This window comes from Streptomyces sp. NPDC028305 (assembly GCF_055569495.1).
In genome coordinates this window covers 1,014,023-1,029,926 of the sequence record NZ_JBVHTN010000002.1, presented here as the reverse complement: position 1 = coordinate 1,029,926, position 15,904 = coordinate 1,014,023, and the positions used below count along the sequence as shown (strand labels likewise).

The window sequence follows — 15,904 nt, the reverse complement described above, 5'->3', positions numbered from 1 at the left end:
CCCCGGACGGCCACTGGCATATGCCAAAAGCACCACCGTATCGGGTATTGCCAAACCGCTTACGCAACGTCGCAGGCTGTGCAAGAGTCGTTACCGGTCCTTCCCTCACGACCCGGCCGCGCCGTGCCCGTATCGGAGAACGTCATGCCGTCCCCCCGCTCCGCGGACCATTCCGCAGCCCAGCCCCCCCAGCCCCCCAGGGACACGGTCGACGCGCTCATCTCCCAGACCCGGCGGCTGCGCGGCGGAGTCGACGCCGTCCGGCGCGACACCACGGCGGACATGGACCGTGCGGACGACCCCCAGCTGCGCTGGCAGCGCGCGCTGTGCGATCTCGCGGTCCATCAGCTGGACGACCTGGGCCGCCACCTGGACCAGCTGCGCGAGGGGCTGCCCGCCGACCCCGCCGAGGCCGAGGCGCCCCCGGAGCACGGAGAGGACAGCGACACCGCCGAACCGCCCCCGCCGCCGGGCTCCGCCTATGCCGCACCCGCGCGGGAGGCCGGGCCCGAGGGGCGCGGCTCGCTGCTGAGCCGGGTCGGCAGCGCCGAGTGGAATCTCCTCACCGACGCGGTGACCTGGTCGGACGAGCTCTGCCAGATCTTCGGCCGGACCCCTGAGGACGGCGGGCTGCCCCTGGACGAGCTGCCCTCCTGGGTGTTCTCCGAGGACCAGCCGACCCTGACGGCGCTGGTCACCGACTGCCTGGTCGACGGCAAGCCGATCGACGGCGAGTTCCGCATCGTGCGCGCCGACGGCGTGGTGCGCACGGTCCATATGTCGGGCGAGCCGGTGCTCGACGACGACGGCAGCACCGCGTCCATGTGGGCCGTGCTGCGGGACGTCAGCGAGCTGCGGCGCAGCGAGCGGGCGGTGCGCGAGTCCCGTGACTCGCTTCAGCGCCAGCGGCAGATCGCGCGGGCCGAGCGCCGGGTCGCGGTCGAGCTCCAGGAGTCCGTGCTGCCCGTGTGGCGCGGCTCCCCCCGGGCCCCCCGGTCACGGGCCGCCCGAGGCGGGGCCGCCGGGGCCGCCGCCCTTGACCACCGCGCCCTGGACCTGGCCGCCCACTACTTCCCCGCCTCGACCAGCACACAGATCGGCGGCGACTGGTACGACGCGCTGGAGCTGCCCGACGGCAGGACGCTGCTCAGCGTCGGCGACCTCACCGGCCATGGCGTGGCCGCCACGTCCGGCGTGGCGATGCTGCTCGGCGCGGTGCGGGGGATGGCGGTGGCCGGGGTCGAGCCGGGCGCACTGCTGAGCCGGCTCAACCAGTTGCTCGACGCCTCCTCCGCGCAGCCCGCCCTGGGCAGCGCCGTGTGCGGCCGCTACGACCCCACCACCCGCACCCTGGTGTGGGCGCAGGCCGCGCACCCCGCCCCGCTGCTCTTCCGCGACGGGACGGGGCGCGCCCTCCAGCCACCGGACGGCGTGCTGCTCGGCGCCACGCCGGGCGCGTCGTACGCGCAGGCCGGTGAGCGGCTGGAGCCCGGCGATCTGCTGGTGCTGCGCACCGGAGGGCTCTGGCCGTTCAGCGCGGACGCCGACGCCGACGGTGACGGTGACACGGGGGTCGAGCGGCTGCTCGGGCTGGCACCACGGTTCGCCGCCGCGCACAGCGCACAGGAATGCCTGCGGGCCGTGGTGGAGGCGTTCGACGACGAGCGGCGCGAGGACGACGCGTGCGTGCTCATCGCGAGGATCGGCCCGTAGCGCATGCCCGCCTCGTAGCGCGTACGAGAGCCCTCCCCGCCGCGGGGCGCTAGACCGCGGCCGTCCTGCCCTCGCCGCCCGGTGTCCTGGCGCCCGGCACCTTCGGACCGGGCCCCTTGGGGCCCAGCCCTTTCGGCGCCCGCTGCTCGATCTCCTCACGCAGCCTCTGGATGTCGGTGCGCGAGGAGTAGCCGCCGGTGAGCCGGTACATCTCGCGCAGCCGGTCCCAGGTGCGGTGCGAGGAGTTGTGTTCGATGGTCAGCAGGGCCAGGCGCGCGTACTTGTCCGCCTGCTCGGGGTCGTCGCCGAGGAAGCACGCCGAGGCGATGGAGATGTGGTCGAAGATCTGCGACCGGTCGCGGCCGCCCTCTCTCATCCGCAGCCCCTCCTTGGCGTGCCGCTGCGCGATCGCGGCGGCACCGGGCTCGTGTTCCGCGAGGGTGCGGTAGACCAGCCCCTCCATGCCGTGCAGATCCGCCTCGTTGAACAGCTGCATCCAGCTCGGCGGCGGCACATCCCCCTTGTCCGAGACGAACAGCTCCTCCGCCTGGCCCAGGGTGCGGCGCACCGCCTGCCCATGGCCCATCGACGCCTGTGCCCAGGCCTCGATGGTGCAGAACATGGCGCGGGTGCGGGGCAGCGTCTCCTCGCCCGCACCGGACTTGGCGAGTTTCATCAGATCGAGTGCGTCGTCCGGACGGCCCAGGTGGACCATCTGCCGGGCGGCGCGGGAGAGCGCCTCGCCCGCCCGGGGGCGGTCGCCGCCCTCGCGGGCCGCGTGCGCGGCGATGACGAAGTACTTCTGGGCGGTGGGCTCCAGGCCCACGTCGTGGGACATCCAGCCGGCGAGCACCGCCAGATTGGCCGCGACGCCCCACAGGCGGCGCTGGAGATGCTCGGGGTGGCGGTAGGCGAGCATCCCGCCCACCTCGTTGAGCTGGCCCACCACGGCCTTGCGCTGAAGCCCCCCGCCGCGGGCGGCGTCCCAGGCGCGGAAGACGTCGACCGAGTGTTCCAGCGCGTCGATCTCCTGGGAGCCCACGGGGGCCGCCTCGTAGCGGTCGAAGCCGGCGAAGTCCGCGGACAGGGGATCGTCCGTACGGGGGGCGTCGGTGGCCAGAGTCGGGTCACTGTGCAGCCAGTCGTGCATGGCACCGGTGATGGCTGATCCTGCGGCGAGCGCTGCGCCCGCACCCACCAAGCCGCGTCGGTTGAACATAAGGTCCATTCCCGTGAATTCGGTGAGGACCGCGGCCGTGGACTCGGGCGCCCAGAGCAGCCCGTCCGCGGACTGCCCCTTCCCCGCGCGCCCCTGCCGTGCGAACCCGAGGTCCTCGATGGTCACGACTCGACCGAGGCGCTCGGTGAACAGGGCGGCCAAAACCTTGGGCACGGGATCGCGCGGCATCTCGCCGGTGTCGATCCAACGCCGCACCCGCGAGGTGTCGGTCGCCAGCTGCGGATGGCCCATGGCCGCCGCCTTCCGGTTCACGAGCCTCGCGAGTTCCCCCTTGGACCAGCCGGCGAGGCCGAACAGGTCCGCGAGACGGGTGTTGGGTTCCCTCGTCACGTCAAGCCCCCAGGTTCTCGGCTGACTTGACAGTAACCGCCCTGTCACGGCCCGTGCGACTATTCGCCAGGGTTCGCCAGGGTCCGCCAGATGGTGTGCCACCCGCGTGCGGGTGTGGTGTAGGACCGCGCCACCCGGCCCGGCGGCGATCAGCGAACCAGGTGATCCAGCCGAACCAGCAGCCCAACCGACAGCCCAACCGACAGCCGAACCAACAGCCCAACCGAACAGTCGAACCGACAGTCGAACCAAAAGCCGACCACAAGCCGAACGAGCGGCCGGACCAGCGGCCGGATCGACCGGGCTAGCGGACCGCATTCCCCAGGGTGCGGTCCCGCCCCGGGACCGGGAGGCGCGCGAATCGTCGGCACGCGAAGGGATCTGTATTGTCCATGTACGCAGCATCGTCCTCCGTGTCCGCCCCGCCCCGGCCGTACCGTCGGCAGCCGCCCGGCGCCGGGCCGTTCCTGGACCCCGCCCCCGGCGGGCGAGCGAGGCGGGCCCCCGGCCCCGGCCCGCTGAGCGGGAGACTCGACATGTCCGGCCCGCAAGGAGCACAGCTGCGCACGGCCATCGCGTCGATCCACCGCATCTGCCCGGAGTTCAACCCCGTCCAGGTGCTCCGGCGCAGCGGGCGGTCCGTGCTCCTGGTCGGCACCACCGGCCGCACCACCGCGGTCGCCAAGTGCCTGCTGGACCACTCCCCGTCCTGGGCCGAGCGGTTCCGGCGGGAAATAGCGATGTACCGGGCGTTCGTACGCCACCGGCCGCCGGTCCGGGTGCCCCGGCTGATCGCGGCGGACCCGGACAACTGCACCCTGGTCATCGAACGGATGCCCGGGCGGGTGGCGGCCTCCCAGCGCCACCCCGTCGAGCCGCCGCCGCGCGCCGATGTGCGGGCCGCGCTCGGCGCCATCTGCCGGATCAATCTGTGGCGCCCGCCCGCCGATCTGTTCGACGCGCCGATCGACTACGCGGCCCGGCTGGCGCGCTACCACGAGCTGGGGCTGCTCACCGACCGTGACATGGGCGACCTGCGGAAGCTGCTGCGCGGGTTGGCCCACACCGTGGGCCGCCAGAGCCAGTTCTGCCACGGCGACGCGTTACTGAACAACGTCCTGCTCTCCCCCGCCGGGGCGGCGCTCATCGACTGGGACCACGCGGGTTGGTACCTGCCCGGATACGACCTGGCCACGCTGTGGACCGCGCTCGGGGACGCCCCGGGGCCGCGGCGCCAGATCAGCCAGCTGGCGCAGGCGGCGGGCCCCGACGCGCGGGACGCCTTCCTGGTGAATCTGATGCTCGTGCTGACGCGGGAGATCCGCCAGTACGAAACGGCCGTGCAGCGCACCATGCACGACCCCGCCCCCGTGGTTCCGGGCGCGGTCGGGGCCGGTGAGGAGCAGCGTCTGCTGCTGCGCCGCCTGCACGACGACTGCTCCCTCGCGCGGCGCGCCGTGCGGGCCGCGGTCGGAACCCGTTGAGCCGCGGGGCGCGCCACCGGTCTGGACCAGTGACGCGCCGCAGGCCCGAGCGCCCGTGCCGGGCGGGGCACCTCCCAGCAGTAGCTGGGGGCGCCTTGGCACGGGCGTTGACGTGCGAACACCCGGGCGGTCGAACATGATTGACGGATCGCCCGGCAGCGGATACCTCTAGGTGGGCTCGGCCCCGCACGCACGACCCAGCGCACACCGGGCGCACGTTCGGCCCGCCTTGGAGGAGGCTGCAATGCGAGGATCCGCACAGGACAGCGCGCACGACCCGAACAGACCGGCGCCCGGCCCCAGCCGGAGGACCACCCTGCGGACCGCGGGTGTCGCCGCGTCGGCCGCCTTCCTGCTCCCTCTCGCCTCGCAGGCCCCGGCCGCCCTGGCCGACGAGCCGCGATCCGGGAGCGACGCCCTCCAGCAGGCCTTCGCCGCGGCCGCCGAGGAGTACGGCGTCCCGCTGAGCGTGCTGCTGGGCGTGTCGTATCTCCAGTCGCGCTGGGACGGCCACGGCGGCGCGCCCAGCGTCACCGGCGGCTACGGCCCCATGCACCTCACCGACGCGACCACCGCCCTGACCCGCACCCCGCACCACAGCCACGGCACGGAGGACGCGCGCGGCGATCTGGCACGCCCCCTCGAGGTGCCCGACACCGAGGTGCCCCAGGCGCGGCAGCTGCCCGCGCGGCTGCGCACCCTGGAGCGGGCCGCCGCGCTGACCGGGCTGTCCGGCGCGGCGCTGCGCGGCGAGGAGGCGGCCAATGTGCGCGGTGGCGCGGCGCTGCTGGCCGCCGAGCAGAAGCGGCTCGGGCTGCCGCTGAGCGAGGACGCGAGCGAGTGGTACGCGGCGGTGGCGGCCTACTCGGGCTCCGACAACGCCACGGCGGCCGCCGTGTTCGCCGACGACGTCTTCGAGGTGATCCGCGGCGGCGCGGCGCGCACCACGGACTCGGGCGAGGCGGTCTCGCTCCCGGCCGCGCCTGAGGTGTCCCCCGACACCCGGCAGTTGCGGGCGCTGGGTCTGCCGTCCGTCGAGCGGGATCCGAACATCGACGCGCCCAAGGACGTCTCGTGCGAGTGGATCCCGGCGCCGTACGAGCAGTTCGGCGACAACGACTACGGCAATCACGACCTGGGCAACCGCCCCGAGTCCCAGTCGATCGACCACATCGTCATCCATGACACCGAGGGCACCTGGGACGTCTGTCTCAAGCTGATCAAGGACCCCACGTATGTGTCCTGGCAGTACACCCTGCGCTCGGCCGACGGGCACATCGCGCAGCACCTGGCACTCAAGGACGTCGGCTGGCACGCGGGCAACTGGTATATCAACGCCAAGTCGATCGGGCTGGAGCACGAGGGCTTCCTCACCGCCCCCGACACCTGGTACACGGAGGCGATGTACCGCGCGTCGGCCCGGCTGGTGCGCTATCTGGCACGGAAGTACGACATCCCGCTGGACCGCCAGCACATCCTGGGCCATGACAACGTGCCCGGCACCACCACCCCGAACATCAAGGGCATGCACACCGACCCCGGCCCGTACTGGGACTGGGCGCACTACTTCACCCTCCTCGGCGCGCCCTTCCGCGCCACCGCGGGCCCGGGGGGCGGGCTGGTCACCATCCGCCCCGACTACGACACCCACCAGCCCGTGTACACCGACTGTGAGAGCGCCGGACAGGCGTGCGCCCCGCACGGCTCGGGTGCGGTGCGGCTGCACACCGCGCCCGGTGCGGACGCCCCGCTGGTGAAGGACATCGGGCTGCGCCCCGACGGGGCGGACTCCACGACCGGCGTCAACGACACCGGCGCCCGCGCGTCGACCGGTCAGCAGTTCGCGGTCGCGGAGCGCCAGGGCGACTGGACGGCCATCTGGTATCTCGGGCAGAAGGCGTGGTTCGAGAACCCCAAGCGCCGGCCGACCGCGGTGAACGGAAAAGGCCTGGTCGTCACCCCGAAGGAGGGCTCGGCCGAGGTGCCGGTGTACGGCCGCGCCTACCCGGAGAAGGAGGCGTACCCGGAGGGCGTGCCGGTGCAGGCGGTCTCGCCGCTGCCGTACAAGCTGCTCGCGGGGCAGCGATACGCGCTGGGGCTGAAGACCCGGGGCGAGTATCTGTGGGCGACCACCTTCGACCCGGCGGGCCACAAGGTGGTGCGCGGCCAGGACACGTACTACCAGATCCAGTTCGGGCACCGGGTGGCGTTCGTGCGGGCCGCCGATGTGCGGATCGAACCCTCCGACCGCTAGGTCCGGCCCGCTTCGCGCCTCAGTCGCGTGTGGTGAAGGTGTAGGTGTGGCCGCCGAGGGCCGCGAGGGTGACCGTGCCGGCTTCGTGCCGGACGGCCGCCTCGCGGCCCTCTGTGGCTCCTGTGGCCGCCGCGGCGCCCGTGGTGTCGTACGTCTCGTACGCGGCGTACGGGGCGTCGAAGAGGCCGCTGCGCACCCGTATGGCCCCGTCCCGGCCGGCGGTGAGGGCGACGGCCCGCGCCCGGCCACCGCGCCAGACGAGGTCGACGGTCACATCCCCGCGCGCCCGCAGGCCCCGCGCCGCCCCGTCCGGCCAGCGGCCCGGCAGGGCCGGCAGCACGTCGACCACGCCGTGGTGGCTCTGGAGCAGCATCTCCGCGACTCCCGCGGCCGCGCCGAAGTTGCCGTCGATCTGGAACGGCGGGTGGGTGTCCCAGAGGTTGGGCAGCGTGGAGTGCATCAACTGCTCGGCGAGCAGCCGGTGTGCGCGGTCGCCGTCGCGCAGCCGGGCCCAGAAGTTGACCTTCCATGCCTTGCTCCAGCCGGTGCCGCCGTCGCCTCGTGCGTCCAGGGACACCCTGGCGGCGTCCGCCCACGGGGTGTCCGGCTCGATCTGCCGCCCGGGGTGGAGGGCGAAGAGATGGGAGGCGTGGCGGTGGTCGTCGTCCGGGTCGTCCAGGTCGTCCTTCCACTCCCGCAACTGCCCCCAGGAGCCGATGCGCAGCCCCGGGTCGAGGGCGTCCAGGGCGCGCTGGAGGTGATCACGAAAGGCGGGGTCGTCGCCGAGTTCGCGTGCCGCCTCCAGGGTGGCGGTGAACAGGCCGTGGACGATCTGCTGGGACATCGAGGCGCCCGCGGTGAAGGCGCCGTGTTCGGGCGAGTAGCTCGGCGTCACCACGAGCGTGCCGTCCCTGGGGTCGGTGCGCAGGGTGTCGAGCCAGAACTCGGCGGCCTCCCGCATCGCCGGGTAGGCCACCTCGCGCAGGAATCCGGTGTCGAGGGTGAAGCGGTAGTGCTCGTGGAGGTGGTGGGCCAGCCAGGCGGCGGCCTCGGGGAACCAGAAGGCGGTGGGCCAGTCGTGCACACCGGTGAAGCCGTACGGATTGGTCTCGTTGTGCACCACCCAGCCGCGCGCGCCGAACATCCGCCGCGCCGAGCGGCGGCCGGGGGCGCGCAGGGCGGTGATGAAGCGGTGCAGGGGCTCGGTGGTCTCGGCGAGGGCCAGGGGGTGGGCCGGCCAGTAGTTCATCTGGAGGTTGATGTTGGTGTGGTAGTCGCCGGACCACGGCGGGGCGGTGGTGTGGTTCCACAGGCCCTGGAGGTTCGCCGGGAGCGGGGAGCCGGGGCGGGAGGAGGCGATGAGGAGATAGCGGCCGTACGCGACGTAGAGCGTCTCCAGCGCCCGGTCGGCCGGGCTGTCGCCACCGGTGTACCGGGCCAGCAGCCGGTCGGTGGGCTCCTCGGCCGGGGCCTGCCCGCCGAGGTCGAGGGACATCCGGTCGAACAGCCGCCGGTGGTCGCGGACATGGCGCGTCACGAGCGACGGGTAGCGCTCGCGGGCGGCGGCGTCCACGGCCTCGGTGACCGCCCGGTGGGGGTCCGCGCCGCGGCAGCCGGGGTGGGTGTCGGCGTAGTCCGTCCCGGCCGCGAGGACGAACCAGGCGCTGTCGGCGCCCGCGACGGTGAGCGTGCCGTCGTCCCCGGCGGTGACGGTGCCGCCCGGGGCCGCCACGCGCACCTCGGCCTCGAACCGCAGCCCGCCCTCCGCCAGTGCGCCGCGTACGGTCAGCCGGGCGCCCTCGGCCGCCACCCGGTGGTCGGCGCGCGGTGAGGTGTAGCGCAGGGTGAAGCCGACCGCGCCGGGGCGGTCGGCGCTGAGCCGCCCGGCAATCACCCGATCGGGGTACGAGGCGAAGAACTCCCGCTGATGACGCGTCCCTTGGGTGGTGTACACCACGGTCGCCATGGCGTTGCGGATGTCGAGTTCGCGGCGGTAGCCGTCGGCGGTCCCGGGCGCGCCGGGGAACTCCAGCCACAGGTCGCCGAAGGTCTGGTAGGCGCCGTAGCCGGTCCTGGCCTGGCCGAGCCGGGCCGCCACCTCGGCGGGGTCGGCGCCGCCGTCGTCGTCGATCCGCCGCTGGACCGCCTCCAGCGCGCCGGGCCTGGGCTCGCGCCAGTCCCCGAAGTCGTAGCCCGGCACGCCGGGGCCGCCGGTCCACAGGGTCTTCTCGTTGAACTGGATCCGCTCGCGGGCGAGCCCGCCGAAGACCGTCGCGCCGAGGGTGCCGTTCCCGATGGGCAGCGCCTGGCTCTCCCATTCTTCGGCGGGCCTGTCGTACCAGAGCACGTCGGACGCGGATGACGAAAACGCAGACCCAGTCGACGAAGACGTGTCGTACGGATGGAGCCGCATCGCCACCCCCTCGGTGCGACGGACCGTGTGCCGGGCCTCAGCCCTGCTGGAACATCTCCGCGGGCAGCGGCTTGAGCAGCCGGTAGAGGTCGTCGGTGATGGGGCGGTCCCAGCTGGCGATGGTGACCAGGACACCGTCGCTGCGGTCGAACTGGGCGCAGGAGATCCGGCCCTCGGAGAGCTTGATGCGGCGCACGATGAGGAGGTTGTCGTCGTGCATGACCGGGGTGTCCTCGGTGTCCACCACATGGACCGGCTCGTCGTTACCGAGCGCCGCCAGCAGCTGCGTCACCTCGAACGGCACCTGCCCCTCGGCCAGCTCACGGGCCGGAGATCCCTCGGGCAGATTTCCGATGATCATCGCGGGGCCGCGCCCGCCGAACAGGTCGTAGCGCAGGAAGACACCCTGGCAGCTGCCGTCGGGAGCGGGGAGCAGCCCGGCTCCGAGATCGCCGGGCCAGTCCCCCGGGTCCATGGCCAGGACATCGAAGTCCGGACCGGTGGGCGTGGCGGGGCTGCGGCGGCGGAGGAACGACATGCGGACATGGTACGTGGCCCGGCGCCGGAATCCGCCCCGGGGAGCGGCAGGGCGGCGGTCCGGCGCGGGCGCGCGCGGTGTCCGGGGCGGGCCCGGGTCAGCGGCCGGACACCGGGCGCGGGACACTGCCGCCGAAGGCGAGGCCGGCCGGGGCGCCCAGCACCTTGGACAGCCCGGTGCGGTCGGCGCCCACCTTGCGGTAGACGCCGGACAGCACCTGGGCCACCTCGCGCTCCTCCAGGCCCAGCTCGACGCCGATCCGGTCGTCGCCCCAGCCGAGGGCGGCGCGCTCGGCGGCGGCCTGTTCCTGCGAGGTGAGCGGGGAGCCGTGGTCGGCGCGCAGCTGTAGCGGGCGCAGCCCGGTGGCGGACAGCTCGTCGCGGGCGCGCACCGCGAGGGTGTCGGCCCCGCACTGCACCGCGCCTTCCAGCCCGCGGTAGAGCCGCTCCCCGGCTTCCTGGGGCAGCCCGATCCGGCGCAGGGCGGTGCCGTGGTCGACCAGGGCGAGGGCCAGGTCGTAGGCGGACGGCGAGCGTTCGAGGTGGTCGACGGCGTCGGCGAGCAGCCTGAGCCGCTCCGGCCCCTGGGCCACCAGACCGGCGGTGTGCAGCGCCCGGCCGATCATGGAGTGGGCGCCGAACTGGTGGGCGCGGCGCACCGCGTCCTGTGCCACCTCGGCGGCCTGCCGTGGCTCGGTGAGCGCCAGCGCCTGGGCCAGATACAGCTGCCAGGGGCACCAGGCGGGGTTGCGCATGCCGCGCCGGTCCATCCGGTGGCCGATCTCGGCGAGCCGCTGCCGGGCCTCGCGGTGCATATTGCGGGCCAGCAGCAGTTCGCCGCGCACGGTCGGCGCGTCCGGGCACATCAGGGCCTGGGGGATGTTCGTGTTTCCGCCGCAGGTGTGCTCGGCGGCGAACTCGTGGGCCTCCTCGACCCGGCCGCGGGCGAGCAGGGTTTCGACGAGGGTGCCGACGGCCGTCCAGTGGGCGGGTGTCTCCGGTCCGACCAGGTCGGCGACGCGCAGTCCCTCGCGGGCGAGTTCCTCGGCCTCGGCGAGCGCCCCGCGGCGGTAGCGGACATGGCCGAGGAGGGTGAGGCCGAACGCCAGATGGGCGCCGCGCCAGCCCTTGCGTTCGCATTCGGCGACGCCCTCCGCGAACAGTTCCTCGGCGCGCCCCGGCTGGTCGCAATGGAGGAAGGTCAGGGCGACCAGAATGGGCACCTCGAAGCCCCACTCCTCGTCGGTCCAGCTGAGGCCGTCGCCCAGGGCCTCGTCGGCGTAGCGCAGGGCGGTGGCGACCGGTTCGCCGCGCGTCATCGCGTCGAAGGCGCGCAGCCCCAGCAGATAGCGCTCGGCCGTGCCGCGGCCGGAGAGGCGGTCCGCGAGCCGGGCCAGTCGGCGGGAGCGGGCGGGCGAGTCCTGGCTGTCGGAGCGGAACATGTTCCACATGATCTGTTCCGTCTGCATCCGCAGCCGGGTGCGGGCGCTGGTGGCCCGCCCGGCCTCGGCGGCCACGACCTGCGCGGCCTCCTCCATGCGGCCGCTGTGGCCGTACGCCTGCGCGAGCCGGAAGGTGACCGCGTCGCGCAGCTCGGGGCCGAGGGCGGGCTCCTCCAGGGCGGCCCGCAGATGGTTGACCGTGACCGCGGGCTCGCTGAGCTGGGCGGCGCAGCCCAGTTCGTACAGCACAGCGGGCCGCTCCTGGAGGGAGGGCGGCTCGCGCAGCGCGCGGGCGAGACAGCGGCGCGCGGCGTCGGGCGCGCCGGCCCGCAGATATTCGCGGGCGGCCGCGCGCAGATGGCGCACCACCCAGGAGTCGGCCTCGGGGTGCAGCTCCAGCAGATGCCGGCCGGCGGCCCCGGAGCCGCGGCCCGCGGTCAGGACGGTGGAGGCGGCGCTGCCGTGCATGGCCACGCGCAGCGCGCCGGGGATCGCCCGGTAGACGGCGGTGGCGATCAGCGGGTGGAGGAATTCGAGAGGCCGCTCCTCCGGTGCCGGGCGCGGCTGGGCGAAGATCCGGGCGTCGGCCAGCCGCAGGGCCAGATCGGCAGTCTCGGTGCTGGACAGGCCCGCGACATCCGCGGCCAGGGCCGGGGTGGCCTCGCTGCCGAGGACCGCGACGGCCCAGGCGAGCCGGACGGCGGAGGTGCCGAGCCGGGTCAGCCGGTCGTTGAGGCCGCTGTCCTTGGCGCTGGAGACCAGCTCGCGCAGGTGGGCGAGGTTCACCGACTGCGGTTTCAGATCGCGCTCGCGGACCTTGGCGGTGAGCTCGACGACCTCGAAGGGGTTGCCGCCGGTGACCGCCCAGCACTCGCGGCAGAACGCGTCGTCCGCCTCCGGGCCGAGCGTCTCGCGCACGATGCGGCCGACCGCGCCCGGGGTGAGGGGCGCCAGCAGCCGGGGCCGCGAGCCCTGGCGCTCCGTGAGTCCGCGCACCGCCGAGGCGTCGGCGGACAGCTCCTCCGGGCGGTAGCCGACCGCGAGCAGCATGGGCAGGTCCACGACGCGCGGCGCGAACCGGGTGAGCCAGTCGAGGGATTCGGTGTCGGCCCAGTGGGCGTCGTCCAGGATCATCACGACCGGCGCCCGCTGGACGGCGAAGCCGGTCACCAGCCAGTCCAGGCCGTCACGCACACCGTGTGGGTCGGGCGCGCCGCCGTCGGCCGAGACCACCAGGCCCACGGCGGGCGCCACGATGTCGTACCAGCCGCCGAGGATTCTGCGGTGGGTGTCCTCGCCGGTCGCCGCGAGCACGGGCTGGAAGAGCTGGCGGACGACGTGGAAGGCGACGCCCTGCTCCTGCTCGCCGGCGCGCGCCGAGATCACTGTGCAGCCACGCGCCGCGGCCCGCCGCCGGGCCTCGGCGAGCAGCGCGGTCTTCCCGGCGCCGCCCGGCCCCGCGAAGGCGATCACCCCGCCGGTGCAGGGCCCGGCCGGGTCGGCCGCAGGACCCCCGCACAGCTCGGTCAACGCGGCTTCCACCGCGCCGAGTTCCGACTCCCGTTCCAGCAGTGTCCGGCGTCCCGGGCCCTGTCGTCTCATCATCTCCGCCACGCTCGTACCCCTTCGGCAGGTACTGCTGAGCGTAGCCCGATCGGGACGCTGCGTAGCGCCGTATGCGGGGAATTTTCTGACGGCATTGCCATTGGCACACGCCAATTCGCCAGGCGCCCTATCGAAGGGCACAAGGATCGCGCCACCATGTCCGGGTGCAGCGAGGACCGTGGCGCGGAGGGGGCCGGTCCCAGGCGCCGGCGCGGTCCCGTGTGTCCTGAGAGGGCGGATACGGACCATGGACAAGGCAGGTTCACCACCAGCGACCACCGGGCCGGCGGCGCTCTTCGGCTTCCCGGCCTCCGACCGGATCAGCCCCGACGCCGAGGCCGCGCGGCGGCACACCATCCGGTGGCTGTCGCGGTACGGCGTGTTCCAGGGGGACGAGTCGGTGGCGGAATACGACGCCCTGCGGTTCGATCTGCTGGCGGCGCACTTCTACCCCGGGGAGACGGGTTCCGACCTCGCGCTGGGCAATGATCTGTGCGGGTGGTACTTCGTCTTCGACGACCAGTTCGACGGGGAGCTGGGGTGCCGGCCCCAGGAGGTGTCACGGCTGGTGGACGCCGTCTTCCGGGTGACGGAGGAGCCGGAGGACCCAGCCGGGACGGCTGCGGAGCACACCCCCGGCGGCCCTCTCGTCGAGAGCTTCCGCGACCTGTGGCGGCGCATCCACCACGGAATGCCACGGGTGTGGCGGGACCGCTTCCGCCGTCACTGGACGGAGTATCTGCTCTCCTACCACCGCGAGGCGCTCGGCCGCACCGGGAGCCGCCCGCGCTCGGTGGAGGCGGTGGTCGCCCTGCGCCGCCACTCGATCGGCGTGCAGCCGTGTCTGGACCTCAACGAGCGCTTCGGCGGATACGCCCTGCCGGAGGCGGTGCACGGCGGTTTCCCGCTCGCGCAGCTGCGGAAGGCCACCGACGACGTGGTGGTCTTCACCAATGACATCGTCTCCCTGGCCAAGGAGTTGGCCGCCGGGGACGTCCACAACAGCGTGCTGGTCCAGCGGGAGCTCGCGGGCGGCACCCTGGAGGAGGCGGTACGCCATATCGCCCGCCTCGCCGACGCCCGCTACCGGTGGTTCGAGGACACCGCAGCGCGGCTGCCCGCGCTGCTCGCGGGGGCCGGGGCGGACACCCTGCGGCATGTCGCGCACTATGTGGACGGCATGCGGCATGTGATGCGGGGCAATCTCGCCTGGTCGTTCGAGACCGCCCGGTACGACGAGCGTGGCATCGCGGCGGTGAGCAGCGGGCGGCAGCGGCCATGGGCGGGCCTCGCCCCGTATGCGACAACGGCGCCCTGACGGCCGGATCGTTTCGGCGCCAGGCGGGATCACTCCAGCCCAGTCAGGACTCGGTCCGGTGGTGGCGGGCGACGCGGGCGCGGTTGCCGCAGGACGGCTTGCACCATTCCTGCCGGGGATGGTCCTTGACGAATTGACGTCCTCACCCACGTGGACGTGGGTGATTCCCGCCTGCCCCGCCGCGTACAACAGCGGGGCTTCGGGTGGGTTCCTGCTTCGGCGAGCGCTGCCCCGACGTGCGGGGTCTGACGTGCTCTCCACAGGCGTTTTGACGCTCCGCCTCGCGCCGCATTTCAGCGGCGCGTTTCCGTCCAGCGGCGCGTATGTTGACCTCGGCGTTCTCGTCCCGGTCGTGCCGGGTTCCGCAACCTGTGCACGTCCACACACGGATGCTCAGGTCTTCGCGGCCCTTGGGACCGCTAAGGCGACCGCACCCGGGGTGGGAGCACAGCTGGGTGGAAGGGAACCACCGATCGATCGTGACGAAGGTCCGCCCGTACCGTGCACACTTGGCTTCGAGGGTGCGGGCGAAGGTGCCGAGGGAATGATCGTGGACGCTCTTGCCGAGTCTGCCGCGCCGGGTGGCCATGCCCTTTACATTCAGGTCCTCCACATAGACCGCTTGGCTCTCGCGGACGATGCGGGTGGTCTCCTGCTCGATGAAGTCGCGCCGCCGGTCGGCGATGCGGGCATGGATCCTGGCGACGGCCCGCTTGATCTTGCGCCGGTTGTTCGATCCCTTCTGCTTGCGGGACAGGGCCCGATGGGCCCGCCTGAGTTTGCGTTCCTGGCGTCGGAAGAACTTCGGAGAGGAGATCTTCCGGCCGCGCAGCACAGCGTAGGAGGACAGGCCCAGGTCGATCCCTGTGTCCGTCTCTTCCACATCCAGCTCGGGCCAGGGCTTGTCCTCTACCTCGACGACAAGGCTGGCAAAATACCTGTCGGACGAGTCCTTGACGATCGTCACGCTGGAGGGTTCGCAGGGCAACTCGCGGGACCAGCGCACCTCGATGTCGCCGATCTTCGGCAGCCGCAGCTTCCCGCCTTCCGGTGTTGCGCCAGCGGGCGTTCGCGGTGAACCGGATCGCCTGCCGGGCAGTCTTCCTCTTCTTCTTCGGCGGGCCCATCATCGGCCCCTTGCGGGCGCCGTTTTTCGAAGCGAAGAAGTTGCTGTACGCGGCCTCCAGGTCGCGCAAGGACTGCTGGAGCACCACGGCTGACACCTCGCCGAGCCAGGCCCGCTCCGGGGTCTTCTTCGCCTCGGTGATGACCCGCTTCGACAGCTCGGCCGCCGCCAAGCGCGGCAGGCCCTTGGCGTAGGCCTCACGCCGGACGCGCAGGGCGTCGTTCCATACGACGCGAGCGCTCCCGAACGCCCGCGCCAGACTGCTGCGCTGAAAAGCGCTCGGGTACACGCGCATGTTGTACCGGAGCTTCATACCGATCACCGTACTGTTTGGCTTATGTCCGAATATGGATCGATCGGAACGGGCGGACATTGTCCCTTCTCTTGCACGCACATGTGGTTTTCGTGACGAAGTGCTCGCACAAGGTGTTCACCTGCGCGG

Annotated in this window: 10 protein-coding genes and 2 pseudogenes; 5 read left to right on the top strand and 7 right to left on the bottom strand. The window is 73.0% G+C overall.

Annotation, left to right across the window (positions count from 1 at the left end; all coding sequences use genetic code 11):
• Positions 1–144 precede the first annotated feature (144 nt).
• On the top strand, positions 145–1,713 hold the full coding sequence (locus ACZ4WQ_RS10655; RefSeq protein WP_398375418.1) for a PP2C family protein-serine/threonine phosphatase: 1,569 nt from the start codon (positions 145–147) through the stop codon (positions 1,711–1,713).
• Positions 1,714–1,762: 49 nt separating this feature from the next.
• On the opposite strand, the gene ACZ4WQ_RS10650 is transcribed toward ACZ4WQ_RS10655, so the two are convergent.
• Complete coding sequence (locus ACZ4WQ_RS10650; protein ID WP_311723082.1) at positions 1,763–3,283, bottom strand: DNA-binding protein NsdB; 1,521 nt, start codon at positions 3,281–3,283, stop codon at positions 1,763–1,765.
• Positions 3,284–3,675: 392 nt separating this feature from the next.
• On the opposite strand from ACZ4WQ_RS10650, the gene ACZ4WQ_RS10645 reads away from it, so the two are divergent.
• Entirely contained in the window at positions 3,676–4,767 is a 1,092-nt protein-coding gene (locus ACZ4WQ_RS10645) for an aminoglycoside phosphotransferase family protein (RefSeq protein WP_311723083.1), read from the top strand.
• Between the two features lie 244 nt (positions 4,768–5,011).
• On the top strand, positions 5,012–7,021 hold the full coding sequence (locus ACZ4WQ_RS10640) for an N-acetylmuramoyl-L-alanine amidase (protein ID WP_311723084.1): 2,010 nt from the start codon (positions 5,012–5,014) through the stop codon (positions 7,019–7,021).
• Positions 7,022–7,040: 19 nt separating this feature from the next.
• Here ACZ4WQ_RS10640 and ACZ4WQ_RS10635 read toward each other — a convergent pair whose 3' ends face one another.
• The 3 genes from ACZ4WQ_RS10635 to ACZ4WQ_RS10625 form a co-directional block, all read right to left on the bottom strand.
• A complete protein-coding gene (locus ACZ4WQ_RS10635; RefSeq protein WP_398375415.1) occupies positions 7,041–9,368 on the bottom strand; it encodes a glycoside hydrolase family 95 protein in 2,328 nt (775 codons plus the stop codon).
• A gap of 103 nt (positions 9,369–9,471) precedes the next feature.
• The gene (locus ACZ4WQ_RS10630; protein WP_311723086.1) at positions 9,472–9,972 is read right to left on the bottom strand and encodes a hypothetical protein; all 501 of its coding nucleotides are present in this window, start codon (positions 9,970–9,972) and stop codon (positions 9,472–9,474) included.
• Positions 9,973–10,069: 97 nt separating this feature from the next.
• Complete coding sequence (locus tag ACZ4WQ_RS10625) at positions 10,070–13,018, bottom strand: ATP-binding protein (protein ID WP_398375426.1); 2,949 nt, start codon at positions 13,016–13,018, stop codon at positions 10,070–10,072.
• A 247-nt stretch (positions 13,019–13,265) separates the two neighbouring features.
• Between ACZ4WQ_RS10625 and ACZ4WQ_RS10620 the strand changes: the two genes are divergently transcribed.
• Complete coding sequence (locus ACZ4WQ_RS10620) at positions 13,266–14,336, top strand: isoafricanol synthase (RefSeq protein ID WP_398375412.1); 1,071 nt, start codon at positions 13,266–13,268, stop codon at positions 14,334–14,336.
• A 43-nt stretch (positions 14,337–14,379) separates the two neighbouring features.
• Here the strand turns inward: ACZ4WQ_RS10620 and ACZ4WQ_RS10615 are convergent.
• Positions 14,380–14,475: pseudogene (locus tag ACZ4WQ_RS10615) on the bottom strand (CGNR zinc finger domain-containing protein); the annotation flags it as partial.
• A 3-nt stretch (positions 14,476–14,478) separates the two neighbouring features.
• Complete coding sequence (locus ACZ4WQ_RS10610; protein ID WP_398375410.1) at positions 14,479–15,342, bottom strand: RNA-guided endonuclease InsQ/TnpB family protein; 864 nt, start codon at positions 15,340–15,342, stop codon at positions 14,479–14,481.
• Positions 15,343–15,386: 44 nt separating this feature from the next.
• On the opposite strand from ACZ4WQ_RS10610, the gene ACZ4WQ_RS10605 reads away from it, so the two are divergent.
• Positions 15,387–15,656 carry a hypothetical protein gene (locus tag ACZ4WQ_RS10605; protein ID WP_398375408.1) on the top strand — a complete coding sequence of 90 codons (270 nt, stop codon included), beginning with the start codon at positions 15,387–15,389 and terminating at the stop codon, positions 15,654–15,656.
• Positions 15,657–15,703: 47 nt separating this feature from the next.
• Here the strand turns inward: ACZ4WQ_RS10605 and ACZ4WQ_RS10600 are convergent.
• Positions 15,704–15,757 (bottom strand): annotated as a pseudogene (locus ACZ4WQ_RS10600) (hypothetical protein); the annotation flags it as partial.
• Positions 15,758–15,904: the final 147 nt, after the last annotated feature.